The organism is Nocardioides flavus (ex Wang et al. 2016) (assembly GCF_014653115.1).
In the GTDB taxonomy this organism is placed as follows: domain Bacteria; phylum Actinomycetota; class Actinomycetes; order Propionibacteriales; family Nocardioidaceae; genus Nocardioides; species Nocardioides flavus.
Window position 1 is genome coordinate 219,491 of the sequence record NZ_BNAD01000005.1, and the last position, 23,959, is coordinate 243,449.

Consider the following 23,959-nt stretch of genomic DNA (forward strand, 5'->3'; position numbering starts at 1 on the left):
GCTAGCGTGGCGCCATGAGCAGGTCCGCCGATCGTCTCCTCGGGTTCGCCGTGCTGCTCGTGCTCGGCATGCTCAGCCTGCCTGCGTCGGCGTACGTCCTCGACGACCCCGGCACCGAGAACTGGATCGTCCCGGTTCAGCTGCTCGCCATGGCCGCCGTCGGCGCCGCGGTGACGGTCGCGCTCCCGGGCATGGCCCGCGCGGGCGCGGGCACCGGGCGCCGCGCGCTCACCGGCGCGTGGTGGGGGCTGGCGTTCGCCGTCACCGGGGTGGTCGTGGCATGGGTCGCGATCAACGGCTGGCGCGGCGCGTAGACAGGCCCGCGCGGGGGTACGGTGCGGCCATGGCACGCAAGAAGTCCTGGAACGACATGACGCCCACGCAGAAGAAGCTCGTCGTCGTCGCGGGCGTCGCCGAGGTCGCGGTCACCGCGTGGTGCGCGAAGGACCTCCGGCAGCGTCCCGCCGCGCTCGTCCGCGGGCCCAAGCTGCTGTGGGCGCCGGCGCTGTCGGTGCAGCCGATCGGTCCGATCGCCTACCTGGCGTGGGGCCGCAGGCGCTGAGCTCCCGGCCCCGGGGCGACGTCAGCCGGCCAGGTCGTCGTACCCGCCGCCGTTGACGACGTCGGTGAAGCCCAGCTCACGCATCTGCTCGACCGCACCGACCGCGCGGCGGCCGGAGGCGCAGTAGACGACGTAGGGCACGTCGGTGGGCAGCTCCCCCACGCGCTCGGCGAAGTCGTCGGCGGTGTAGTCGATGTTGACCGCGCCCTCGAGGTGGCCGGCCTCGAACTCCTCGGCCGTACGGACGTCCACGACCGCGGCGCCGTCCTCGATGCGGGCGAGCGCGTCCGCGGCGGCGATCGGCGCAGCGCTGCTGTCGGCCGCCGACGAGGCCGACGAGCCGCGTGCGTCGGCCGTGGTGTCGTCGCCGCAGGCAGAGACGCCGAGGAGCAGCACGCCGACGGCGGCGAGCGCGGTGAGGCGGCGTGCGGTGCGGGTGGCGGTGCGGGTCGGCGTCACACCACGAGACTAGCCAGCGTAGGGAACCTCGCTGGTCCAGCCGGCCTCGTCCCGCGTCACCGCGCTCCAGATCGCGTCGGCCACCCGGTCAGGGGTGAACGCGCCCTCGCGCGACAGCGCTCCACGGACGGTGACCGAGACCGCGCGGATGCCGTGGGGCTCGAGGGTCTTGTCGAGGCTGTGCACGAGGTTGCGTACGCCTGCCTTCTGCACACCCAGCGAGGCCGCCCCCTCCCACGGCTCGTCGGCGGCCATGCTGCCGGTGACGCTGATCCGGCCGCCGGCGGACATGAACGCTCGCGCGGCCTGCACCACGGTGAGCAGCGCACCGACGCCGAGGGCGACGTCGTCGAGCAGCTCGCCGACCGTGAGCGTGAGCGGGTCCTTCTCACGGAAGGCGCTGGGGTTGAAGTGCAGCACGTCGATCCGGCCGGTGTGCTCGCCGAAGCGGCGTACGGCCGCGCGCGCGGACTTCTCGTCGGTGACGTCTGCGACCGTGTGGCCGACGCTCGCCCCGCGTGCGCGGAGGTCGGCGGCGAGCTCCTCGAGGATCGCCTCGTCCTGCCCGAGCAGCGCGACGTCGTGACCCTCGTCGGCGAAGCGCCGCGCCACCGAGCCGCTCACTCCGGGCCCGGCTCCCACGACGACGATCACTGGCCTGCTCTCGCTCATGGCGACCGTTCTACCGCAGGCACGGCCCGTACGTCAGGGCTGGTGCGGGTGCTCGCCCGTCGGGTCGTCGGGGATCGCGTTGGGGCCCTGGGCGCCCTCGTCCACGTCGCCGGACTCGTCGCTGGGCTGGCCGGCCACCGAGTCGCCGGAGCTGATCGGCTCGGGTGCGTCCTGCGCCAGCTCCGAGACCTGTCCCTCGGCCTGTCCCTCGCTGTCGTCCTTGCCGCCCATCGGGCACCTCCTGGTCGCTCACGGGTCGTGGTCGTCGGTCAGTGCCCACACAACCAGCGCCTGCCAAGCACGCGCACCTCGTCGGGTGGTCGGAGGAACCTCGCTCCCGGGTCCTTCGCCGACGCGGAAGGGACGGTCGACCCTGTCCCACCATCCACCCGGAGCGCACGCTGGACGGGAGGAGATGAGCGCGATGAGGCGTGGAGCAGCAGCAGGACTGGCGGTGGCGGCGCTCGCGCTCGGCAGCGTGACGACCGCCGTCGCGATGGGCGCCCAGGACGACGAGTGGTGGCCGGGCCGCCACATGGGCGGGACCGCGTGGACCGAACCCGTCGGGCCGGTGGGGGCGACGGGGCACATGCGTCACATGTCGCACGCCTTCGTCGACAGCGAGTACGGGTTCCTCGTCGAGATGATCGCCCACCACGAGGAGGCCATCGACGCCGCCGGCGAGCTGGCCCGCTCGGACCGCGCCGAGATGCGGGCCTTCGGCGAGAGGATCGTCGAGAGCCAGTCGGCCCAGGTCGAGCAGATGGAGGGGTGGCTCGACGAGTGGTACGCCGACCGCTCCGGCGAGGTCGACTACGACCCGATGATGCGCGACCTCGCCGACCTGTCCGGCGACGAGCTCGACGAGGCGTTCCTCATCGACATGATCGGCCACCACATGGGTGCGGTGATGATGTCCCAGCAGCTGCTCGTGCGTGACCTCGCCGACCACGCCGACGTCGAGCGGCTGGCCGAGGACATCCGCGACGAGCAGCGCGACGAGATCCGGATGATGCAGCGCTGGCTGCGCGACTGGTTCGACACCGGCTGGGGGATGGGGTTCAGCGCCAACCGAGGGCCGGGGCCACGTCGGTGAGCACCGACTCCAGGACGTGGGCGTTGTAGTCCACGCCGAGCTGGTTGGGCACCGTGAGCAGCAGCGTGTCGGCGGCGGCGATCGCCTCGTCGTCGGCGAGCTCCTTGACCAGGACGTCCGGCTCAGCGGCGTACGTCCGCCCGAAGACCGCGCGGAGGTTCGCCTCGATCTGGCCGAACTGGTCCGAGCTCGTGCCCTCGTGGCCGAAGTACATCCGGTCCGTGTCGGTGGTGATCGGCATGATCGACCGGCTGACCGACACCCGCGGCTCGCCCTCGTGGCCGGCCTCCTTCCACGCCTCGCGGAAGACCTCGATCTGCTTGCGCTGCTGGACGTGGAACGGCTCGCCCGTCTCGTCGGCCTTCAGCGTCGAGCTCATCAGGTGCATGCCCTTCTGGGCCGCCCACCGCGCGGTGGCGTCGGAGGCGGCGCCCCACCAGATGCGCTCGCGCAGGCCCGGCGAGTGCGGCTCGATGCGCAGCAGGCCGGGCGGGTTGGGGAACATCGGCCGCGGGTGGGGCTGGGCGAACCCCTCCCCCTCGAGGACCTGGAGCAGCACCTCGGTGTGCCGGCGCGCCATGTCGGCCTGGTCCTCGCCCTCGGCGGGGGCGTAGCCGAAGTAGCGCCACCCGTCGATCACCTGCTCCGGTGATCCGCGGCTGATGCCGAGCTGGAGCCGGCCGCCGGAGATGAGGTCGGCGGACCCGGCGTCCTCGGCCATGTAGAGCGGGTTCTCGTAGCGCATGTCGATCACGCCCGTGCCGATCTCGATCCGGCTGGTGCGCGCGCCGACGGCCGCGAGCAGCGGGAACGGGGAGGCGAGCTGGCGGGCGAAGTGGTGGACGCGGAAGTACGCCCCGTCCGCGCCGAGCTCCTCCGCCGCGACGGCGAGGTCGATCGACTGCAGGAGCGTGTCCGACGCGGAGCGCACGTGCGAGTGCGGCGAGTCGGTCCAGTGGCCGAAGTTGAGGAACCCGATCTTCTTCATGACTGGTTCAACGCTCAACCACCGTCGTTGTTCCCGCGACGCCCACAGCCCGCCGAACGTGCGCGGATCGCTAGCGTTGCCCGGGTGATCGACGTCCCGGCCGCACTCGCCTGGGCGGGCGCCGAGGTCGGTGCGTCCGTCCAGGGCTGCGTACGCCTCCACGGCGGCCTGACATCGAGGATGCTCGCCCTGCGGCACGCCGACGGTTCGGAGACGGTCCTGCGGCTGATGACCAACGAGCCGTGGCGCACCCACGGCGCCGAGCTCACCACCCGCGAGCGGGACGCCCAGCTCGCGATGGCGGGCACCCCGGTCCCCGCGCCGACGACGCTCGCCCTCGACGCCGAGGGCGCGGTCGCAGGCGTCGCCGCGCACCTCATGACGCGACTCCCCGGCGCCCCGATGACCGACGTCGACGGCGGCTCGGTCCGCGCCATGGCCGACCTGCTGTCGACCGTCCACGCGCAGTGGCCGGCCGAGCCGTTCCGGACCTACCAGTCCTGGGCGTGGCCGGAGAAGTGGGTGGTGCCGGCCTGGACGCGCCACCCGCGTGCCTGGGAGCGCGCGTTCGACGTGCTGGCCGCGCCCGCCCCGGCGTACGCGCCGACCTTCCTGCACCGCGACTTCGGCCACCGCAACCTGCTCTGGTCCGACGGCGCGATCAGCGGGATCGTCGACTGGGTGGAGACCTCGACCGGTCCCGCGTGGCTCGACGCGGCCCACGCGGCGTCCAACCTCGCGGTGATGTGCGCGACGGCGCTGGGCGAGGACCTCCTCGAGGCATACGCGCCCCTGGCCCCCGAGCCGCCGCACCCGTACTGGCTCGTGATGGACGCTGTCGGCTACCTGCCCCCGCCCGGGCGGCCCCCGATGTTCCGACAGGCCGACCAGCTCGCCCGGTTGGACGACTGGCTCGACCACGTCATCCGCAGGCCGAGTGGCGGGACCAGGACTCCGGGGCCGTAGCGGGACGGACGCGCCCGCGCGGCGGGAGGGACAGCCGCAGCACCTTGTGCCACGCGCTGGCGACCTGTTGCAGGAGCGGTCGGCTGTTGTAGGCGAGACCGTGGCGCTCGAAGACCTCGCGCACCGGACCCGCGACCTCGCGGTAGCGGTTGCTCGGCAGGTCGGGGAAGAGGTGGTGCTCGATCTGGTGGGACAGGTTGCCGCACAGCACGTGCAGCAGGGGCGGACCGGAGATGTCGGCCGACCCGAGCATCTGCCGGACGTACCACCTCCCCCGGGTCTCGTCCTCGGCGACCTCCTCGACCTCGAAGGTCTCCACGCCCTCCGGGAAGTGGCCGCACATGATCACGGAGTGGCTCCACAGGTTGCGGGCGACGTTGGCCGCGATGTTGGCGGTCAGGGTGGTGCGGGCCGATCCGGTGAGGCCCGAGAGCAGCGGGTGCAGCACGTAGTCGCGCAGCGCGAAGCGGGCGGCACGACGGGCCGTCGTCCGCAGCTCGCCGCGCAGCCGTGGCGAGAATCCCGTGCGCTCACGCAGCGCCGCCCCGAGATCGAGGTCGTACATGGCCACGCCCCACTCGAAGATGCAGGCGTTGACCAGGTTCACCACCGGCTGCAGCAGGTGCCGCGGCTGCCACTCCTGGGCCTCGTCGACGCGCAGGATGCCGTAGCCGAGGTCGTTGTCCTCGCCGATGACGTTGGTGTTGACGTGGTGCCTGTCGTTGTGGGCGCGGCGCCACTGCTCGGGGGCCGAGGCGTGGTCCCAGTCCCACGTCGAGGAGTGGATCCGCGGGTCCCGCATCCAGTCCCACTGGCCGTGCAGCACGTTGTGCCCGATCTCCATGTTGTCCAGGACCTTGGCCACGGCGAGCGAGGTCGCGCCCAGCCACCACAGACCGCGGTGACGGCTGCCCAGGAGCGCCACCCGGCCGGCGACCTCGAGGCCGGTCCGTACCGCGATGACGCGTCGGATGTACGCCGCGTCGTCGGCACCGCGGGACGCCAGGACCTGCTCACGGAGCGCGTCCAGGTCCCGCCCGATCTCCTCCACCTCGTCGTCGGTGAGGTCGGCGTACGAGCGACCGGACAGGGTGGGGGCGGACGGGGTGGCGTGGGAGTGCCGGACGAGAAGGGCCATCGCACCCAGTGCCCCACCCCGCGCTGCCCATGCGTGGACGTCAGTGGGCCGCGAGGTCCCGGCTTCGCTTCCCCAGCACGACGCCGAGCCCGATCATGCCGAGCCCGAGGCCGAGGTGCAGCCAGTCGTCCGCGGCGTTGAGGGGCATGAAGTTCGCCTGGGACGTCTGGTCGACGAGGAGTCCGTAGAGCCAGAGGACGAGGTAGGTCGCGCCCCCGCCGAGGAGGAAGGCCCGCGCCGAGCGGACGGTCCGCGCGAGCGCGATGCCGGCTGCGCCGAGGAGCAGGTGCACGAAGTTGTGCAGGATCGAGACCTGGAAGATGCCGAGCAGCTCGGCGTGCGACTGGTGCCCGGCGGCGCGGAGGCCGTCGGTGCTCGTCGTGGTCCCCGGGATGAACCCCAGCACGCCGACCAGCACGAAGGCGACGCCGACCAGCGCGGCGGCCGCCTGGACCGGTGACCCCTGGGTGGTCCGATCGGTGTGGTGGTGCGTTCTCTGGCTCATGACCGTTCCGTACCCCCTCGACCTGCTGAACAGCCGCGACCCCACCCCGACAGGCGTGGCGTGGCACCCGTGGCACAGGTCACGGTCTGGACTCGTCGCGACTGGGTACGTCACGGGCCCACCTGCCGCGCATCCGACGAGAGGACCCCCGCGTGAACCCCATCCGCACGGCCACCGGACTCATCCAGCTCCCCGCCCACGCCGCAGCAGCGGCAGCCGGGACGGCGGCAGGCGTCGCCACCACCGGTGTACGGACCACCGCGCGCGTCCTCGGCTGGGTCGCCGGTCGCGTCACCGGCCCGCCCGCGCAGCAGTCGCCGTGGGCGACCCGTACGGACTCGCCCCGACAGGACTCCGGCGTCGCCGCGCCGGGTGCGACCCGTACGCCCGCCCCGCCCGCGTCTGCCGGGGAGGAGACGCCCGCGACGGCGGCTCCCGCGACGGCGGCTCCCGCGGCCGCGGCACTGGCGAGGAAGGCCCCCGCGAAGAAGGCCCCCGCGAAGAAGGCCCCCGCGAAGAAGGCCAGGAAGGCCCCGTCCAAGAAGGCCGCCGTCGTGGCGCCCGCGCTCGGGCTGACCGAGGCCGAGGCGGAGGACGTGCTGCGCACGCCGTCCAGGATCCCGGCGGCGGGTGACGGGATCAACCCCGACACCACCGAGACGGACCTCCACCAGCCCGGCACCGAGCCGCTGATGGACCCCGCGACCGTGAAGGCGGTCGCGAGCGAGGCCGAGGTGCTGCAGCGGGCCGCCGACCCCGACAAGGGCTGACCCACAGCCGACCCAGCCGGGTGTCGGTCCCCCGGCCTACCCTCGGACCATGCACCGGATCTTCACCACCAGCGTGGCCTCGGTCTACCCGCACTACGTGGCCAAGGCCGAGCGCAAGGGCAGGACGCAGGCGGAGGTCGACCAGGTCATCGAGTGGCTGACCGGGTTCGACGCCGCCACCCTGCGCCGCCACCTCGACGAGGGGACGACGTTCGCGGAGTTCTTCGGGGCCGCGAGCCTCAACCCCCGCGTCGACCAGATCACGGGCTCGGTGTGCGGGGTCAGGGTGCAGGAGGTCGAGGACCCGCTGATGCGGCAGATCCGCTACCTCGACAAGCTGGTCGACGAGCTGGCCCGGGGCCGTCCGATGGACAAGGTGCTGCGCAGCTGAGCGGGACGGACGCGGTGGCCCGCGCCCTCACTCCTCGCCGCTCCGCCGGCGCAGCCAGGTGAGCGGGTCGCCGTCGTCGACCGCCAGCCCCTGAAGGCGCAGCAGGTGACGGACGAGCTGGCGTCGCGCGGCGGCGTACGTCACGACGTGCGCGAACACGCTGCCCAGCACGAAGCTCTCCGGCGGGTCGCAGAGCGCGTCGACCAGCCGGTCCCCCCACGCCCCGCGAGCGTCGAGGTCGCGGACGGTGGCGAGCCACCGCGGCGCGACCTCGTCGTGGCGGGCGAGGAGGCTCACCGGGTCCCGCTCCCCCGCGGGCGGGAAGTCCGCCCCCTCGATGGCGGCCAGCCAGATCTCCTTGCTCGCGACCTGGTGCTCCAGCAGCTGGGCCAGCGACTCGTCCGGACCGTCGAAGCCCAGCACCTGCATCGACGGCAGGCCGGTCGCCTCGTACGCCTCGCTCGGCACACCCTTCGCGAGGTCGAGGAGGTGGCGGGTGTCGTCGAGGTCGTGGCGGACGAGGTGCTCGGTGATCGGGTTCATGGCCTGCTCCGTGGACTGCACCCACAGCGAGGTGGGCGGGTGGAAGTGGATGCCGTTGGGCGCCGGCAGCCACTGCCGGACGGCCGGCGTGCTGGGCGGGTGACCGAAGGCGCGCGCGTACGCCCGCCCGAAGCCCTCCACGCTCTCGTAGCCGGCCTCGAAGGCCGCGTCGGTGACGCTCGACCCCTGCGCGATCCGCCACGCGGCCCGCTCCAGCATCACCCGCCGACGCATCGCCACCGGCGGCTCGCCGGCGTCGCGCCGCAGGCGACGGCTGAAGTGGAACGGCGAGGAGTACGCACCGCCGGCCATGTCCGCCAGGGTCACGTGGTCCTCGTCCAGCACGGCGTCGAGGAGCTCGCGCAGCCGGTCGCGTCCTGACTCGCTCATGACCTCAGTCTGGGTCACGGGCCGCCGTCGCGACCCGACCGGGATTGCCGTGTGCTCCGGGGGGCGCGGGTCGGGCCTCAGCGCGTCGCGACCGTCCGCACGGACGCTGCGACGGCGCGCGCCCCGACCCCCATCACGACGGTGTAGTGGTTCACCGCGTCGAGACGCTCGAGCCGGAGGCGCGGACGTCGCCGGCGCAGGTCGGCGACGACCTCGGCACCGTAGAGCGGCGGAGCCTCACCGGTCATGCCGTGCTCGGCCACGAGGAGCGTGGCCGGGGTGTCGAGCACCTCCTGCGCCCGTGCGACGTCGGCTCCGACGAGCAGGTCGCGCGAGTCGGCGTCCACGGCCTCACGTACGGTGCGCGACGCGAGCGCGGGCTCCGAGCCGCAGAGGTCGGAGTCGGCGTACGCCTCCATGCGGGGACCCCACTCCCCCGCCAGCGCGGGATGCGCCCGCCACAGTGCACGGTGTGCCTCGTGGTCCTCGAACCGCATGTCGAGCCGACGCAGCGACGGTCCGATCACTGCTTCGGCGACCTCCTCCGGCGACATCGACGGGGGCATCGGCAGCGGTGGCCCACCGTCGACGAGCACGAGGCCGGCGCAGCGATCGGGGTGGCGGTGAGCGGTCACGAGTGCGACGAACGCACCCATCGAGTGACCCACCAGCACCGCTCGCTCGTGCCCGAGCGCGTCGAGCACCGCCACCAGGTCGTCGGCGTGCGTCGCCATCCCCCACGGCCCCGGCAGCTCCCGCGAGCGTCCTCGGCCGCGCAGGTCCGGAGCGACCACCTCCCGTGCGGGCAGCTCGTCAGCCAGCCACCCCCAGGAGAGGTGGTGCGCGGTGACGCCGTGCACGGCGAGCACCGGAGGGTCCGGCACCTGGGTGGTCCCGCTCGCGGCGAGGGACGGGTCGCCGGACCACCGACCGACGTGGAGAAGCCCGCCGCGGACCGGGACGGTGACCGCGCCGTAGCGACTCACGACGAGAGCAGGGCGACCTGGTCGGCCAGCGAGGCGGGCTCGGTCCAGGGCTCCAGCGCGCGCAGGCCCTCCTCGGTCGCGGCGAGCTCCTCCACGGTCGGCACCTCGTCGAAGACCACCCCCGGTCCCTCCACGACGGCCACCCGGGCGTACCGACCACCCGCCACGGACCAGATGCTGCCGGTCTGGGTGCAGTCGGGGTCGGCGAGCCAGGCCACGAGCGGCGAGACCCACGCGGGGTCGAGCCGAGCCAGCACGTCCTCGGGCAGGACGTCCTCCGTCATGGCCGAGCGCGCCAGCGGCGCGATCGCGTTGACCCGTACGCCGGCACGCGCGCCCTCGAGCGCGAGGGTGCGGGTCAGCCCGACGAGCCCCATCTTGGCGGCCGAGTAGTTGGCCTGCCCGAAGTTGCCGTAGAGGCCGGAGCCCGACGACGTCATCACGACGCTGCCGCCCCCCTCCTGCAGGTGCGGCCACGCAGCCATGGTGACGTGGAAGGCGCCGAGCAGGTGCACGGCGAGGACGTCCTCGACCATGTCGGTCGTCATCTTGGCGAACGACTTGTCGCGCAGGATCCCGGCGTTGTTGACCACCACGTCGAGCCGCCCGAACTCCTCGAGGGCCGCTGCGACGATGCGGTCACCGCCGTCGCGGGTGTCGACGCCGCAGGTCACGCCGACGGCACGACCGCCGGCTGCGCGGACCTCCTCGACGACCGGTCCGGGGTCGGCGACGTCGTTGACGACCACGGCGGTGCCGCGCGCGGCCAGCGCCAGCGCGTGGCTGCGTCCCAAGGCGCCTCCGGCGCCCGTCACGACCGCCACCCTCGACTCGTGCGAGCTCATGCGTTCTCCTCTCCCCAGCGCACGACGGTCGCGGCCCAGGTGTATCCGGTGCCCGCGGCGAGCGCGAGCACGTGGTCTCCGTCGCGCACGTCGCCGGCGGCGACGGCGCGGTCCAGCGCGAGCATGGGGTCGACACCGCTCATGTGACCGGTGTCGTCGAGGTAGGACGCCCGGTCGGCGGGGATCCCGAGCGCGTCGACCAGCTCGTCGTGCATCGACCGCTTCATGTGGATCCCGCAGAGGTGCGACACGTCGGCGAGGCTGATCCCGGAGCGCTTGCACGCGACCTCGGCCGCGCGCACGAAGTTGGGCAACGACACCGGGTCGAGGCGCGCCTTCATGTCGGCCGGGTCCTCCACGCTGAGCAGGTGCCGGCGCTCACGGACCGTCTGCTCGCTGGCCGGCTCCACGCTGCCGCCCGCCGGGACCTTGACGTGGCGGCTGAAGGAGCCGTCGGTGATCATGTGGCTGCCGAGCACCTCGTTGCGACCGAGACCGCGCTCGAGCACGGCAGCCGCCGCACCGTCGCCGAAGTTGTAGGTGAAGCGCGAGCCGGGGTCGTCGTAGTCGACCAGGTAGGACTCCCGGCACGCGGCCACGAGCAGGACACGGCGCAGCTCGTCCTCGGCCAGCAGCATGTCGCGAGCCACCCGCAGTGCCACCGGGGTGCCGCAGGACACGTAGTCGAGCTCGAGGGCGAAGGCCTCCGTGCACCCGAGGCGGTCCGCGACCCGCGGGGCGACCTGCCAGACCGCGTGGTCCTTCCAGGTCGAGCCGTAGTAGACGACGGCGTCCACCTCGCGCGGCTCCAGCCCCGCCGCGTCGAGCGCTCGCTGACCGGCCGAGACGGCCATGTCGCTGACGTGCTCGTCGGGGGCGGCCACGTGCTTGCCGCGGACGCCGAACTTCTCCGCGACCACGGCTTCCGGGATGCCGCTGGCGAGACCGATCTCGCGGGCCGCCATCCACCGCTCGGGCAGGTAGTGCGCGGTGGCTGCGATGCCGACCGTCCTCATGCGTCTCCCCTGGTCGCCAGTCCACGCTCGACGAAGCCCATCACCTGGTCGAACACGTCGTCGGGCACCGTGTCGGACTCGCCCCACAGCACCCAGCGGGCGCCGACCATCTCGCCGATGGCCATCAGGATCCACGACACGACCTCGGGATCGGCCTCGCCGATCTCCCCCGCCGCCATGGCCGTACGAAGCCCCTCGACGTAGCCGATCGAGATCCGCTCGTAGTGCTCGCGCAGGATGTCGGGCGCCACGATCTCGGCCTGCCGGATGATCCGGTAGAGGGCGGGGTGCTCCGCGACGAACTCGAAGTAGCCGCGGAAGCCGAGGCGCTCGCGCTCCGCGCGGGTGGAGCCCTGGTCCGAGCGCTCCCTCATCGCGTGGCGCACGCGCCGGTTGAGGTCGCGCACGAGCTCGTCGAAGACTTGCTGCTTGCTCTCGAAGTAGAGGTAGAACGTGCCTTGGGCGACCTTGGCGGCCTCGGTGATCTTCACGATCGACGCGTCGTGGTAGCCGTGCTCGGCGAACACGGCCTCCGCCGCCTCGAGCAGTGCCGTACGCGTACGCACGCCGCGGTTCGTCAGTGCCCGGCCGCCGGCACCGCTGGGTGCCGGGTCCACGTCCCAGGTGGTGCTCATCGTGCCGCTCCTTCGTGCTCGTGACGGGCGCCGTCGTGCGCGGCCCCGGTGGCGGCCTGGTCGGGCTGCTGGACCGTCCCTGTCCTTGATCCTCCCGCGACTGCGGTCGCGACGTCGCCCCCGCCACGCCCGGTCCGTGCGGGGCGCACGCGGGACACGAGGCCCGCCACTCCTCCGGGCACGAAGAGCACGACGATGACGAACAGCACCCCGAGGGCGAACAGCGGCTCGGACAGCGGCACCCGTACGACGGCCGGCAGGTCCTGCATGCTCGGAGAGGTGGCGAGCTCGGCGAGCCGGTGGTCGAGGTAGGTGTAGAGCATGCCGCCCACGAGCGCACCCCAGAGCCGACCGGCACCGCCGAGCACGACCATCACGAGCAGCGTGAGGGTGAAGGTGGAGGTGGTGACCCGCGGGTTCGCTCCCCCGACGACCAGCACGTAGACCACCCCGCACGCGGTGGCGAGGAACGAGGCGAGGACGAGGACGGTGAGCTTGTAGCGGTAGGGCGACAGCCCGAGGACCTCCACGCGCCGCTCGTTCTCGCGGATCGCCTGCCAGACCCGGCCCGCGGGCGACCTAGTGGCGACGTGGGCCACGACGTACACCACGACGACGAGCGCGAGGGCCAGCCAGTAGACGTTGCGGGTGTTGACGATCCCGACGAACGCCTCGGGCACCTCGCGGAAGGGCAGCGAGCGGCCGAGCTCACCGCCGGTGACGTCGAGCGGGTCGCGCACCACGAAGATCGCACCCGCCTGGGCGAAGGCCAGGGTCACCATCGCGAAGGCGATGTCCTTGACGCGCAGGCACACCGCGCCCACCACGAGCGGGAGCACCAGCCCGGCCACCAGCACGAGCAGGACACCGGAGCCGAAGCCGAGACCCAGCTCGGAGGTCACGACCACCGTCCCGTACACGCCGAGCGCGAAGTAGAGGGCGTGGCCGAAGGACAGAAGGCCGGTGAAGCCGAAGAGCAGGTCGTAGGTCAGCGCCAGGGCGCCGAAGACCAGCATCAGCGCGAGCAGGTGCAGCACGCCCGGGCTGTCGAGCGCGCCGTCGAACACGAACGGCACCTCGCGGTTGAGGAACGGGATCGCCACGGCGAGCCCGAGCAGGGCGACGACGACGACCCGGCGCACGTGCGCGGCGGTCGTGCCGGTCCCGGTGGTGTGGCGCTCGGTCATGCGACCCTCCCCAGGAGGCCTTGCGGACGGACCAGGAGCACGACGGCGAGCATCGCGACGACGATGAGGTCGCCCATGCCGACCGCTCCGTAGTAGTTGGCGTACTGCTGGAGCAACCCGACCGCCAGCGCAGCGAGCGCCGAGCCGGGGATCGAGCCCAGGCCACCGATGATGACCACGATGAAGGCGAAGATCAGCAGGCTCGTGCCCTGCTCGGCGGTGATCGTGCCGAAGAAGGCGCCGGTGAGGATGCCTGCGAGCGAGGCCAGCGCACCACCGATCGCGAAGACCAGGGTGAAGGCCCGGCCGACGTCGATGCCGAGCGCCGAGACCATGTCGCGGTTCTCGACGCCGGCCCGGATGACCAGGCCGTAGCGCGTGCGCCGCAGGAAGAACATCAGGCCGGCGAAGACCAGGGCAGCTGTCACGATCACGACCAGGCGCGAGTTGGGGACCGCGGCCCCGCCGATGCGGGTCACCTCGTTCATCCAGTCCGGCACGACGACGCGGACCGGGTCCGAGCCGAAGACCGCACGGGCGAGGGCGGTGACGGCCAGCAGCAGGCCGACCGTCAGCAGGACCTGCCCGACGTGGTCGCCGTAGAGCCGTCGGACCAGGCCGAGCTCCATCAGGACCGCGACGAGCGTGCCGACCACGAGACCTGCCAGCAGCGCGACGACGAAGACGACCCCGACCGGCAGCACCCCGGTGAGCTCGGTCCCCACCAGCCACGACGCGTAGGCGCCGACTGTCAGGAAGGCGGCGTGGGCGAAGTTGAGCACGTCCATCAAGCCGTAGATCAGCGACAGCCCCGACGCCACCAAGAAGTAGAGGCCGGCCAGACCGAGACCGGTGACCGTGAGGAGCAGGAAGGTCGTCATCGGTGCGCACCCCCGTGGTGCACGCCGAGCAGCTCCTGGGTGAGCGCCTCGTCCTCGAAGAACTCCGGCGCCGACCCCTCGTGGACCACCCGGCCCTGGTCGAGCACGACGACGCGGCGAGCCATGTGGCGGATCACCGCGAGGTTCTGCTCCACCACGACCGTGGTGACGAGCTGCGCCATCTGCTCCAGGGCCACCGCGACCTCACGGACCAGGTTGGGCGCGAGACCCTGGCTGGGCTCGTCGATGAGCAGGAGCCGGTTGTCGTCGTTGAGCAACGCGCGAGCCAGGGCGAGCATCTGCTGCTCGCCGCCCGACATCGATCCCGCGCGCTGGCCACGACGCTCCTTCAGCCGCGGGAACAGCTCGTGCACGAGGTCGTAGCGGTGCCCGGCTCCGGGACGCTCGGCGAGACGCAGGTTCTCCGCGACGGTCAGGCCGGCGAAGACGTCCCGGTTCTCCGGGACGTAGCCCACGCCACGGCGTACGACGTCGTGCGTCGTCGAACCCGACACGTCCTGTCCGTCGAGGTCGATCGAGCCGCGCCGTTCGACCAGGCCGAGGATGCTGCGCAGGGTCGTGGTCTTGCCGGCGCCGTTGCGGCCCAGCAGTGCGGTGATCTGACCTGCAGGGACGGTGAAGCCCACGCCGTGCAGGATGTGCGACTCGCCGATGAAGGCGTCGACGCCGTCGAGTCGCAGGATCGGCGTGGCGGCATCCGGCGGGTCGTTCTCCGGCGCAGTGGGGACCCGGTGGTCCGGTCGAGTGGTCACAGGGGTTCTCCCAGGTAGGCGGTCTGCACCGTCGGATCGGCCATGACGGTGTCGGGCTCGTCGCAGGCGAGCAGCGACCCGTGGTGCATGACGGCGATGCGGTCGGCGAGGCCGAGGATCAGGTCCATGCGGTGCTCGACCATGACGATCGTCGTGCCCCGGGCGTGGATCCGTCCGATGAGGTCGATGACGGGCGGCAGGTCGTCGGCACCCATACCGGCGGTGGGCTCGTCGAGGAGCAGGACGCGTGGCTCGCCGGCGATCGCGATCGCCAGGTCGAGCTTGCGCTTGTTGCCGTGCGAGAGGTTGGCGGCCGTCTCCGTCGCCCGGTCCGCCAGGCCCACCGTCTCCAGCGCCTCCTCGGCGCGACGCACCGCCTCGTCGCCGCGCCCGATGCGTCCGAGCAGCCGTGCCGATCCGCCGAGGTGGGCCCGGGCGGCGAGGCGTACGTTCTCCAGGACGCTCAGGTGCGTGAAGAGGCTGGTCACCTGGAAGCTGCGGGCCATGCCGCGCCTCGCGCGCTGGGCGGGCGTGAGGCGGGTGACGTCGTCCCCGGCGAGCTCGATGCTGCCCGACGTCGGCCGGTAGAGGCCGGTGAGGAGGTTGAACAGCGTCGTCTTGCCGGCACCGTTGGGCCCGATCACCGCGAGGAACTCGCCCTGCCGGACGTCGAGGTCGACGTCGGAGACGATGCGGACCCCGCCCACGGCGAAGCCGAGCCCGGAGGTCCGCATCACCGGGCGGCCCGCGGGGGCCGGCACGGCCGGCCCCCGCAGGTCGTGCGTGTCGACGCTGCTCATCACTCGTGTCCTCAGCCCGCGGTCGGCGGCGCGATGTCGGCCGGGTCGAGGGTGTCGGCCAGCTCAGGGGTGAGGCTGCCGATCTCGCCGGACAGGGTGGCGGTGAACATCGGCTGGATGAGGGCGTGGTCGTCCTCGCGGACCTGCTGCTCGCCCTTGGGGCCGGTGAACTCCCAGCCCTCGAGGGCGTCGACCATCGCCTCGACGTCCTCTCCGCCCTCTGCGACCGCCTGCACGACCATCTGGGCGGCGACGAAGCCGTCGTTGTGGAAGATGTCGGCCTCCACGCCCTCCTCCTCGAGGTAGGCGACGAGCGCCTGGTTGGCCTCGGTGTCGCTGGCCTCCGCGAAGTAGTGGGACAGGAAGTCGATCTTCTGCGCGGCCGGACCGAAGCTGTCGAAGGAGGCGCGGTCAGCCAGGCCGGTCACGACGGTGGTGCCGTCGAAGACGCCCTGCTGGGACAGCGACTGCCACATCGCGTTGGTGGTCTCGCCGGCCCACGCCACGAAGACCAGGTCGGGCTGCTCGTCGACGACCTGGCGGGCGAACGGGGTGAAGTCGCTGGTCTCGACCGGCGAGAGCACCGGGACCACCTCGGCGCCCTGGCCCTCTCCGAGCACGGCCTCGACGGCGGCCACGTTGGCCTGGCCGAACTCGTAGTCCTGGGCGAAGACGACGACCTTCTTGCCCTCGAGGTCGCCCACGAGGCTCGCCGAGGTCATCACGTCCTGGTAGGTCTGACGCCCCGAGCGGAAGGTGTAGTCGTTGATGCCGGTGATGCCGTCGGTGGCCGCGGCGCCCGAGATGTAGAGGAACTGGTTCTGCTCGGCCAGCGGGGCGACCTGCACTGCGACGCCGGAGGAGACCGGGCCGGTGATGATCTGCGTGCCGTCGCCGACCATCGACGTGACGGCGGCCGTGGCCTTCGCGGGGTCGGTGCCGTCGTCGGCGTACTCGATCTCTAGCGCGCGGCCGTCGACCTCGCCCGTGCCGTCGGTGGCGTAGTCGATCCCTGCCTCGAAGCCCTCCTTGAACTGCTTGCCGTAGGCGGACAGCAGACCGCTCTGGGAGGTCACGACGCCGACCTTGACGGCGCCTTCACCGCCCTCGGCGCCGCTGCCGGCGGTGGAGTCCTCCGCGGCACAGGCGCTCGCGACCAGCGCGAGGCCGGCGGCGACGACGCCGATCCGGCCGGACGTGACGATGGGGCTCTGGGGCATGTCATCCTCCTCGGGACCTCTCAACCTGAGAGGTGGTTCATGTCTCATACTTGAGGTCGTACGCGGCTGTGTCAAGCGTCACAGCGAGATTGGCCGCCCGGTCGCGGCCCGGGGCTAGGGCGCCGTGATGCCGCCGGCGAGCACGAGGGCCTCGCCCTCGGCGATGACGTCCCCGCCCTCGCCGCGGCAGGTGGTGACGAGGTAGACCAGGCGCTTGTCCGGCACCACCCGGACGACCTCGACGACAGCTTCCAGCGCCTCCCCCGCGCGAGCTGCCCGCCGCGGTCGGAGCACCTGCTTGAGGTAGTTGGTGCCCGGGCCGGGCAGGTGCACCCCGAGCAGCGTGGAGAACAGGCCGGCCACCAGCGGCTCGGGGACCTCCGAGCCGCAGACGTCGCCGCACAGCTGCTCGTGGGCGGCGAGGTCGTCGCGCGTGAAGGTCCGGCGGACGGCATGGGTGCGCCCGACCGCGTCGTCCCACCAGGACCGTACGTCCGGGGTCGACCCGGGCGTCGCGTCCGCGCTCATCGCGCCGCCTCCAGCACGCACTCGCCGGTGAGACCGACCGTCCCGTCCTCGTGCACCACGCGGGTGCTCCAACGCTCGCGCCCGGTCTCGCCCGCCTGTGGCTCGAGCACCACCCGCACCCGCGCCCCCACGGGCGTGGGGGCGGGGAACATCAGCCGCTGCTCCACCAGGCGCGCCTGCGGTCGGATCCGACGCAGCTCGGCCCGTACGAGCGAGAAGAGGAACATCCCGTGGGCCACGGGCAGCGCGAACGCGGTGGTGGCGGCGTAGTCGGGGTCGACATGGATGGGGTTGTCGTCACCGGAGATCGCGGCGAAGCCGTCGAGGTGGGCCTGGGTGACGTCGAGCGCCGGCGACTCGTGCCACTCCGTGCCGCTCACGACCCCACCCGCTCCGCGCGCAGGACGTGCTTGAGCACCTTGCCGGTCGCCCCGCGCGGCAGCTCGTGGACGACCTCGACCGCGGCGGGCACCTTGTAGCCGGCGAGGTGCGCGCGGCAGTGCCGGCGTACGTCCTCTCCGTCGAGCCGGACGCCCGGCTCCACCTCGACCAGGGCACGGCCCACCTCACCCCAGCGCTCGTCGGGGACCCCGATCACCGCGGCCGACCGCACGCCCGGCAGCCGGAGCAGCACGGCCTCGACTTCGGCGGGATAGACGTTCTCCCCGCCGGAGATGTACATGTCCTTGACCCGGTCGACGACGTAGTAGAACCCGTCCTCGTCCTGGCGGCCGACGTCGCCGCTGCGCAGCCAGCCCCCGACGAAGGCGGCCTCGGTCGCCGCGTCGTTGCGCCAGTAGCCCGGCGTGATCCCCGGCCCGCGGAACCAGAGCTCTCCCGACTCCCCCGGCGCGACATCGCGCCCCTCGGTGTCGACGAGACGTACGTCGACGAAGGGCTGCGGCTTGCCGACCGAGCCGGCCTTGCTGATCGCGTGCTCCTCGTCGAGCAGGAAGACGGTGGGACCGGTCTCGGTCATGCCCATGCCTTGCCGCACCTGCACGCCGGCCGCGTCGAGCCGTTCGAGGAGCGGCACCGGCATCGCCGCGCCGCCCGCCGACCACGAGCGGACACCTGAGAGGTCCGCACCGGCGAAGTCAGGGTGCTCCACGAGCATCTGATAGATCGTCGGGACCCCGAAGAACACGGTCACGCGGTCCTGGAGCAGGCGCAGCGTCTGCGCCGGGTCGAAGCCCGAGGGGATGACCGCCGTTCCACCGACGAACAGCATCGGCAGGACGTAGAGGTTCCAGCCGCCGGTGTGGAACTGCGGCAGCACGGAGAGGAACACGTCGTCGGAGGTGATGCCGGCGGCCATGCCGATGTTGAGGTGGTTGACCAGCGCCATGCCGGCGGTCTGCTCGACGCCCTTCGGCTTCCCGGTCGTGCCCGAGGTGTAGAGCAGGTACCACAGGGCGTCCTCCCCGCGCGGCTCGTGCACGAGCGGAGCCGGGTCCGCGTCTGCGAGCCGCGCCTCGAAGCCGTCGTCGAGGTCGAGCAGGCGGATGCCGCCACGTGCTCCCGGGACGTTGCGCGTCAGCGCGTGGGCGACCTCGGCGTGGGCGGCGTCGTGGGCCAGCGCTACGACGTCGGCGTCGACGAGGATGAACTCGAGCTCCGCGGGGGCCAGGCGCCAGTTCAGCGGGACCAGGACGGCGCCCAGCTTCGCGCAGGCGAAGAGCAGCTCGACCGCCTCGACGCGGTTGTGGGCGAGCGTGGCGACGCGGTCCCCGGCTCGCACGGACCACTCGTCCTGCAGGAGCCGGGCCAGGCGGCCGGCGCGCGACTCGAGCTCGCCGTAGGTCACCGACCGGTCCCGGTCGGGGTCGACCAGCGCCACCCGGTCGGGGTGGAGCGAGGCGCGCTTGGCGGTCAGGTCGGGCAGCTGCATCACGGGGTCCGTTCAGGGTGCGGGCGTCATCGACGCCGTGGTGAACCGGGTGACCCGGTTGCTGATGAGCGAGTCGGTGAAGATCCGGCCCGTGGAGGAGAAGAGGACGTGCTGGGGGGCGAAGAGACCGCCGTCCAGCGTGCCGAGCGACGGGTCGAGCCAGTAGCCCTCGAAGGCGGGTCGGATCTGGCCCGAGGCGTCCGGGGCGAGCCCGGCCGGGCTGGAGTACCTGCGCACCACGAAGTTGAAGCCGTCGCCGACGAGCAGCTTCCCGGAGGCGGGGTCCAGGTCGATCCCGTGGGGCAGGAAGAACTTGTCCGCCGTGATGGTGTCGGGGTGGTCGTAGGTGCCGCCGCCGGCTCCGATCCGGCCGACGTACGCGCCGGTGTCGGCGCGGAACACGTTGATGCGCTGGTTGCGACGGTCCACGGCGTACACGCGGCCGCCGCCCGCGGCGACGTCCTGGACCTGGTCGAAGGTGCCGCTCGCGCCCTGGCCGAAGAAGTTCGGACCGTAGTTCCAGTCGGTCTGGTGGTCCTGCCCCTTGCTCGCGTCGCGACCGCCGGCGACCCAGTCGGTCGTGAGCGTGGCGTTGACCCGGTCGTAGGTGAAGCGCCAGAGGTGGTCCGACGAGGTCGTGACGAACACGCCGAGGCGCGACGACGTCTCCGCGACGACGTCGATCGCGGTCGGCAGGTTGCCGTCGAGGAAGGAGATCGCCGGCTGGGGACGTCCGCCGGTGCGGTAGGTCAGGTTGAAGGTGGTCGCCAGCGAGCCGCTGCCGGTGTAGAGCCGCAGCGAGGTGTCCGCGACGTAGGGCCACGGCAGCGTCGCGTCCGAGGCGACCAGGGCGGCGACCCGACGGTCGTCGCCTCCGGCGCCGGTCCGGAACGTGGCCAGTCCGGTGACGCCCCACATCAGCTGCGACCCGGTGAAGCTGCCGAGGCGGGCGCCGTCGGTGGAGTACTGCTCGATGACCGAGTTGGGGGTGTCGCTGACGAGGATCGTGGCGGGCTGGGTGCCCTGGGCGGGCAGCTCGACGAGGGCCGAGGCGTAGTGCAGCTGGCCGGGCAGCTCGCGCGGGTGGCCCCAGAACTCGTGGTCGGTCGCCGTGCCGACCCCGTCCGAGACGGAGCAGCGCAGGATGGTGCCGCCCGAGGGGCCTTCCCAGCACTTCTTGATGCGGTGGTTGCCGGTGTCGCTCACGAGCACGACGGGGGCGTCGTCGTAGAACGTGCCCCAGGCGACCACGTCCTCGGTGACGCGCGTGCCGTCGGGGCGCAGCAGCGGCACCGCGTCGTTGGGCAGCTGCATGCTCTCGTCCTCGAGACCGGCCGTGGCGGGCGTGCGCATGTCCACCTGGTGCAGACCGAGCTTGCCGTAGGCCCACCTCGCGACGGCATCGGCTGACTTCGAGGTCCTGTAGGAGGGCGCGACGCCACTGCCCGCCAGGTTGTCGAAGCGCAGGATCCGGCCACCGTAGGTGTCGGCCACGAACAGGTTGCCCTGCGTGTCCACCCGTACGCCTCGCGGTCGCTTGAGGTGCTCGACGCTGCCGCTCGCGGTGAAGCGACCGAGGATGTCGAGCAGCGTGAGGGTGCCGTTGGTCGCGACCTCGAAGAGCTTGATCCGGTTGTTCCCGTTGTCGGTGACGTAGAGGAATGTCCGGGTGCCGGTGCGGTACCAGGTCTGGCCCTGGGGGATGCGGAAGCCACTGACCTTCGCCGGGCTGCCGGCGTAGTCGTCGTACGACGTGGAGTCGGTGCCCCAGTCCTTGTCCTCCCCCGGGAGCACAGGACCGGCGCCGACGTGGCGTCCGGTGGCGTCCGTCGCCCCGACGGTGGTCACGAGGGAGGCCTGCCACGTGGCCGGGTCGAGGCGGAAGCCCTTGATCCGGTTGTTGAACTCGTCGGAGACGTAGAGCAGGCCCTGCGGCAGGACGGTGAGGTTGCGCGGCAGGGTCAGGTCCTGCCCGCCGCCGTTGCCCTTCTGCCCGATCGACGTCACGTAGCGGAAGGCATCCGGGTTCGCCGGGTCGGTGCGGAAGAAGTGGATGCGGTGGGTGCCGACGTCGTTGACGTAGAGACCGGCCAGCCGGTCGTCGTCGGCCTCGGTCTTGGAGAGGAAGGCGATGCCGAGCGGCGCGGTGATCACCGGGACGCTGCCGTGCGGGCTGGCCGGGTCGAGGCTGGCGCCGTCGGACTCCAGGGCTCCGACCTGACGACCGTCGAGGTCGAGCACCCGCACGACGTGGTTGCCCACGTCGGCGACGTAGACGCGGGCCGCCGACGGCGCCCCCGTCATCGTGTCACGGTCGTAGGTCACGGTCGTGGGGCTGGAGAACTGGTAGCGCTGGCGCGGCACCTCGCCGGTGAGCGACGAGGACCGATCCTCGTCGGCGAAGGCCACGACGCCTGCCGGGGGTGCCGGGTCGGCGACCGCGACGGTCCCCAGCGATCCGACCGTGAGGAGGGCGGCTCCCGCCGCTGCCACTGCCCTGCGCTTCATGCCTGCTCCTGTGCTCGGTGGCCGAGGAAGGCCTGCATGCCCGCCCGCGCCTCGTCGGTGCCGATCTGTGCCACGAACTCCTCGAGCTCGGCGTCGAGCCCTCGGCGTACGTCGTCGAGGTCGCTGCGCATCAGGCGCTTGGTGCGCGTCACAGCCCCCGGCACCATCCGCGCCAGGTCGCGCGCCACCTCGAGGGCACGGGCCCGTGGATCGTCGGCCGTCTCGTCGACCAGCCCCCACTGCGCAGCGAGGTCGACCTCGACCGTGCGGTTGGTGAGCTGCCAGGTCGCGGCACGGGCATGGCCGACGCGACGCGGCAGCAGGGCGGTCCATCCGCCGTCGGGCGAGAACCCGACCCGGACGTACCACGGCGCGAAGCTCGCCCGGGGACCGGCGACGACGACGTCGGCGGCCAGCACGAGACCGAGCGACCCACCGGTCACGGGACCCTGCACGGCGACGACCAGCGGGACGTCGAGCGCGAGGAGGTCGAGCACCGCCTCGTGGAGGACGCCGACGATGCGCCGGGCGTACGTCTCGAGCTCCGTGCCCTCGCGGGAGGCGAAGGCAGCGACGTCACCGCCGGTGGAGAAGCTGGGTCCGTCCGCCGACAGCACCACGGCGCGCACTCCGGGGTCGGCCGCTACCGTGGCGACCTCCGTGCGCAGCTGCTCGAGCAGCTCCGGGACGAGTGCGTTGTGGCGTTCGGCGCGCGAGAGCGTGAGGACCGCGACGCCCTCGTGCGACTGTCGGCGGACGAGGTCATGCCGACCGGGCGCCGAGACGGGTTGTGGCAACGGAGCGCCTTCCGAGATCAGAACATGACAGGTGGTTCATGTCTCATTCTGTGAGTGCGCCGACCCTGTGTCAAGAGTCACACGACGTCGGGCCGGTGACGGGTCTCGTACATGCGCACCGCCACGACGAGGCCCGACACGGCGGTCAGCGCGGCGACGGTCCAGACAGCGGCAGGGACGCCGAGGGCATCGGCGACGATGCCGGCCAGCAGCGCCCCGACGGCGAACCCGCCGTCGCGCCACAGCCGGTAGACGCCCACCGCGCGAGCCCGCCAGGCCGGGTGCGCCACGTCGCCGATCGAGGCGAGCAGCGTGGGGTAGACCATCGCGGTCCCCGCCCCGAGGAGCACCGCGGCGACGGCCCACAGGGAGAACGACTCGGCGAGCGCGATCAGCGCGAGGGCCACGGCCTGCAGCCACATCCCGCCGGCGATGAGCCACTTGCGGCCCCACCGGTCGGACAGCGCCCCGGTGACGAGCTGGCCGGCTCCCCACACGGCCGGGTAGAGGGCGGCCAGGACACCGATCTCGCCGATCGACAGCCCGGCAGCGGCGAACAGGATCGGGAACAGGCCCCACGCGAGCCCGTCGTTGAGGTTGTTGACCAGACCGGCCTGGCTGGCCGAGGAGAGGGCCGGCTCCTTGAAGCTGGTCTGCACGAACACCTGGCCGTTGGTGAGCTCGCCGTGGAGGTGGTCGTGCTTGCCGTCGGCCCGCGCCACGTGCCCCGTCGCCTCGAGGCGGGCGTGCTCGCGGGTCTCCTCGACCACCAGGGCCGACAGGCCGAGACCGAGTGCGGCGAAGGCGATGCCGAGGAAGAACGGTTCCGGGCGCAAGCCGTACGCCTCCGCGACGTAGCCGGTGGCCAGCGCGGTCGCCGCGACCGCGGCATAGCCGGCGGCCTCGTTCAGGCCCATCGCCAGTCCTCGCCGGTCAGGGCCGACCAGGTCGATCTTCATCACCACCGTGGTGGACCAGGTCAGGCCCTGGCTCACGCCGAGGAGCACGTTGGCGACGATGATCCAGGTCCACGACGGCGCCCAGATGAGCATCAACGGCACCGGGACGGCGACCAGCCAGCCCGCCACCAGCACCGGCTTGCGGCCGAACCGGTCCGACCACGTGCCGGCGAAGTAGTTGGTCGCGGCCTTGGAGATGCCGAAGACCAGGATGAAGCTCAGCCCCGCGGTGTAGGCGGTGATGCCGAACTCCTCCGCGCCCAGCAGCGGGAGCACGGTCCTCTCCTGGCCCAGCATGCCGCCGACGAGGGCGTTGACGACGACCAGCAGTGTGAACTGCGCGGCGTTCTGGCGCAGCCCGAGCTCGACGCGGCGAGGCGTGCCGCCGGGCCGGGGCTCGGCGTTCGACCGGTCACCCATGGCGCCACCTCCGGAGGACGGGTGCTCGACCGC

28 protein-coding genes are annotated in these 23,959 nt (G+C 72.4%); 6 read left to right on the forward strand and 22 right to left on the reverse strand.

From position 1 onward, the window contains the following. Nucleotides 1-14: 14 nt before the first annotated feature. Together IE200_RS11545 and IE200_RS11550 are read left to right on the forward strand one after the other, a co-directional pair. On the forward strand, nucleotides 15-314 hold the full coding sequence (locus IE200_RS11545; RefSeq protein ID WP_191279621.1) for a hypothetical protein: 300 nt from the start codon (nucleotides 15-17) through the stop codon (nucleotides 312-314). Nucleotides 315-343: 29 nt separating this feature from the next. Further along, nucleotides 344-562 (forward strand): PLDc N-terminal domain-containing protein, encoded by a 219-nt coding sequence (locus tag IE200_RS11550; protein WP_191279622.1) that lies wholly within the window; start codon nucleotides 344-346, stop codon nucleotides 560-562. A gap of 21 nt (nucleotides 563-583) precedes the next feature. Here the strand turns inward: IE200_RS11550 and IE200_RS11555 are convergent, their stop codons facing one another. From IE200_RS11555 to IE200_RS11565, 3 genes are read right to left on the reverse strand one after another with little or no spacing between them, the layout of a single operon-like run. Beyond that, nucleotides 584-1,021: a rhodanese-like domain-containing protein gene (locus tag IE200_RS11555; RefSeq protein WP_191279623.1), complete on the reverse strand. Its 438-nt coding sequence runs from the start codon at nucleotides 1,019-1,021 to the stop codon at nucleotides 584-586. Between the two features lie 9 nt (nucleotides 1,022-1,030). Beyond that, on the reverse strand, nucleotides 1,031-1,693 hold the full coding sequence (locus tag IE200_RS11560; RefSeq protein ID WP_191279624.1) for an SDR family oxidoreductase: 663 nt from the start codon (nucleotides 1,691-1,693) through the stop codon (nucleotides 1,031-1,033). Nucleotides 1,694-1,726: 33 nt separating this feature from the next. Continuing rightward, entirely contained in the window at nucleotides 1,727-1,924 is a 198-nt protein-coding gene (locus IE200_RS11565) for a hypothetical protein (RefSeq protein ID WP_191279625.1), read from the reverse strand. Between the two features lie 184 nt (nucleotides 1,925-2,108). Between IE200_RS11565 and IE200_RS11570 the strand changes: the two genes are divergently transcribed. Further along, nucleotides 2,109-2,789 (forward strand): DUF305 domain-containing protein, encoded by a 681-nt coding sequence (locus tag IE200_RS11570; RefSeq protein ID WP_191279626.1) that lies wholly within the window; start codon nucleotides 2,109-2,111, stop codon nucleotides 2,787-2,789. Here the strand turns inward: IE200_RS11570 and IE200_RS11575 are convergent. Then, complete coding sequence (locus IE200_RS11575) at nucleotides 2,755-3,777, reverse strand: LLM class flavin-dependent oxidoreductase (protein WP_191279627.1); 1,023 nt, start codon at nucleotides 3,775-3,777, stop codon at nucleotides 2,755-2,757. The genes IE200_RS11570 and IE200_RS11575 overlap by 35 nt on opposite strands. Nucleotides 3,778-3,861: 84 nt before the next feature. Here IE200_RS11575 and IE200_RS11580 point away from each other — a divergent pair, with 84 nt between their 5' ends. Continuing rightward, nucleotides 3,862-4,743, forward strand: a complete 882-nt coding sequence (locus tag IE200_RS11580; protein ID WP_191279628.1) for a phosphotransferase family protein — start codon at nucleotides 3,862-3,864, stop codon at nucleotides 4,741-4,743. On the opposite strand, the gene IE200_RS11585 is transcribed toward IE200_RS11580, so the two are convergent. After that, nucleotides 4,700-5,881 carry a fatty acid desaturase family protein gene (locus tag IE200_RS11585; protein WP_191279629.1) on the reverse strand — a complete coding sequence of 394 codons (1,182 nt, stop codon included), beginning with the start codon at nucleotides 5,879-5,881 and terminating at the stop codon, nucleotides 4,700-4,702. The two genes, IE200_RS11580 and IE200_RS11585, sit on opposite strands and share 44 nt — an antisense overlap. 40 nt (nucleotides 5,882-5,921) lie before the next feature. Then, complete coding sequence (locus IE200_RS11590) at nucleotides 5,922-6,386, reverse strand: DUF4383 domain-containing protein (RefSeq protein ID WP_191279630.1); 465 nt, start codon at nucleotides 6,384-6,386, stop codon at nucleotides 5,922-5,924. 152 nt (nucleotides 6,387-6,538) lie between these two features. Here IE200_RS11590 and IE200_RS11595 point away from each other — a divergent pair, with 152 nt between their 5' ends. Together IE200_RS11595 and IE200_RS11600 are read left to right on the forward strand one after the other, a co-directional pair. After that, complete coding sequence (locus tag IE200_RS11595; protein ID WP_191279631.1) at nucleotides 6,539-7,156, forward strand: hypothetical protein; 618 nt, start codon at nucleotides 6,539-6,541, stop codon at nucleotides 7,154-7,156. Between the two features lie 49 nt (nucleotides 7,157-7,205). After that, nucleotides 7,206-7,547 carry a DUF2200 domain-containing protein gene (locus IE200_RS11600; protein ID WP_191279632.1) on the forward strand — a complete coding sequence of 114 codons (342 nt, stop codon included), beginning with the start codon at nucleotides 7,206-7,208 and terminating at the stop codon, nucleotides 7,545-7,547. A 27-nt stretch (nucleotides 7,548-7,574) separates the two neighbouring features. On the opposite strand, the gene IE200_RS11605 is transcribed toward IE200_RS11600, so the two are convergent. From IE200_RS11605 to IE200_RS11680, 16 genes are all read right to left on the reverse strand, one after another. Then, on the reverse strand, nucleotides 7,575-8,480 hold the full coding sequence (locus IE200_RS11605; RefSeq protein WP_191279633.1) for a helix-turn-helix domain-containing protein: 906 nt from the start codon (nucleotides 8,478-8,480) through the stop codon (nucleotides 7,575-7,577). Between the two features lie 77 nt (nucleotides 8,481-8,557). Continuing rightward, nucleotides 8,558-9,466 (reverse strand): alpha/beta fold hydrolase, encoded by a 909-nt coding sequence (locus IE200_RS11610; RefSeq protein ID WP_191279634.1) that lies wholly within the window; start codon nucleotides 9,464-9,466, stop codon nucleotides 8,558-8,560. After that, the gene (locus IE200_RS11615; protein ID WP_191279635.1) at nucleotides 9,463-10,311 is read right to left on the reverse strand and encodes an SDR family NAD(P)-dependent oxidoreductase; all 849 of its coding nucleotides are present in this window, start codon (nucleotides 10,309-10,311) and stop codon (nucleotides 9,463-9,465) included. The genes IE200_RS11610 and IE200_RS11615 overlap by 4 nt, the downstream gene beginning before the upstream one ends. Next, the gene (locus IE200_RS11620) at nucleotides 10,308-11,327 is read right to left on the reverse strand and encodes a 3-oxoacyl-ACP synthase (RefSeq protein WP_191279636.1); all 1,020 of its coding nucleotides are present in this window, start codon (nucleotides 11,325-11,327) and stop codon (nucleotides 10,308-10,310) included. The genes IE200_RS11615 and IE200_RS11620 overlap by 4 nt, the downstream gene beginning before the upstream one ends. Then, nucleotides 11,324-11,962 (reverse strand): TetR/AcrR family transcriptional regulator, encoded by a 639-nt coding sequence (locus IE200_RS11625; RefSeq protein ID WP_191279637.1) that lies wholly within the window; start codon nucleotides 11,960-11,962, stop codon nucleotides 11,324-11,326. Before IE200_RS11625 ends, IE200_RS11620 begins: the two co-directional genes overlap by 4 nt. Next, a complete protein-coding gene (locus IE200_RS11630; protein ID WP_191279638.1) occupies nucleotides 11,959-13,149 on the reverse strand; it encodes a branched-chain amino acid ABC transporter permease in 1,191 nt (396 codons plus the stop codon). Before IE200_RS11630 ends, IE200_RS11625 begins: the two co-directional genes overlap by 4 nt. Continuing rightward, nucleotides 13,146-14,030: a branched-chain amino acid ABC transporter permease gene (locus tag IE200_RS11635; RefSeq protein ID WP_191279639.1), complete on the reverse strand. Its 885-nt coding sequence runs from the start codon at nucleotides 14,028-14,030 to the stop codon at nucleotides 13,146-13,148. Before IE200_RS11635 ends, IE200_RS11630 begins: the two co-directional genes overlap by 4 nt. After that, nucleotides 14,027-14,803 (reverse strand): ABC transporter ATP-binding protein, encoded by a 777-nt coding sequence (locus tag IE200_RS11640; protein ID WP_229856421.1) that lies wholly within the window; start codon nucleotides 14,801-14,803, stop codon nucleotides 14,027-14,029. The genes IE200_RS11635 and IE200_RS11640 overlap by 4 nt, the downstream gene beginning before the upstream one ends. After that, nucleotides 14,800-15,603 carry an ABC transporter ATP-binding protein gene (locus IE200_RS11645; protein ID WP_191279640.1) on the reverse strand — a complete coding sequence of 268 codons (804 nt, stop codon included), beginning with the start codon at nucleotides 15,601-15,603 and terminating at the stop codon, nucleotides 14,800-14,802. Before IE200_RS11645 ends, IE200_RS11640 begins: the two co-directional genes overlap by 4 nt. Before the next feature lie 11 nt (nucleotides 15,604-15,614). After that, nucleotides 15,615-16,823 (reverse strand): substrate-binding domain-containing protein, encoded by a 1,209-nt coding sequence (locus IE200_RS11650; RefSeq protein ID WP_191279641.1) that lies wholly within the window; start codon nucleotides 16,821-16,823, stop codon nucleotides 15,615-15,617. 114 nt (nucleotides 16,824-16,937) lie between these two features. After that, nucleotides 16,938-17,351, reverse strand: a complete 414-nt coding sequence (locus IE200_RS11655; RefSeq protein WP_191279642.1) for a hotdog family protein — start codon at nucleotides 17,349-17,351, stop codon at nucleotides 16,938-16,940. Then, nucleotides 17,348-17,731 carry a MaoC family dehydratase gene (locus IE200_RS11660; RefSeq protein ID WP_191279643.1) on the reverse strand — a complete coding sequence of 128 codons (384 nt, stop codon included), beginning with the start codon at nucleotides 17,729-17,731 and terminating at the stop codon, nucleotides 17,348-17,350. The genes IE200_RS11655 and IE200_RS11660 overlap by 4 nt, the downstream gene beginning before the upstream one ends. Beyond that, on the reverse strand, nucleotides 17,728-19,242 hold the full coding sequence (locus IE200_RS11665) for an acyl-CoA synthetase (RefSeq protein ID WP_191279644.1): 1,515 nt from the start codon (nucleotides 19,240-19,242) through the stop codon (nucleotides 17,728-17,730). Before IE200_RS11665 ends, IE200_RS11660 begins: the two co-directional genes overlap by 4 nt. Nucleotides 19,243-19,254: 12 nt before the next feature. Next, nucleotides 19,255-21,750, reverse strand: coding sequence for an NHL repeat-containing protein (locus tag IE200_RS11670; RefSeq protein ID WP_191279645.1), 2,496 nt, complete (start codon nucleotides 21,748-21,750; stop codon nucleotides 19,255-19,257). Beyond that, entirely contained in the window at nucleotides 21,747-22,547 is an 801-nt protein-coding gene (locus IE200_RS11675; RefSeq protein WP_191279646.1) for an enoyl-CoA hydratase/isomerase family protein, read from the reverse strand. The genes IE200_RS11670 and IE200_RS11675 overlap by 4 nt, the downstream gene beginning before the upstream one ends. A gap of 77 nt (nucleotides 22,548-22,624) precedes the next feature. Next, nucleotides 22,625-23,926, reverse strand: coding sequence for an MFS transporter (locus IE200_RS11680; protein ID WP_191279647.1), 1,302 nt, complete (start codon nucleotides 23,924-23,926; stop codon nucleotides 22,625-22,627). Between the last annotated feature and the right edge of the window lie 33 nt (nucleotides 23,927-23,959).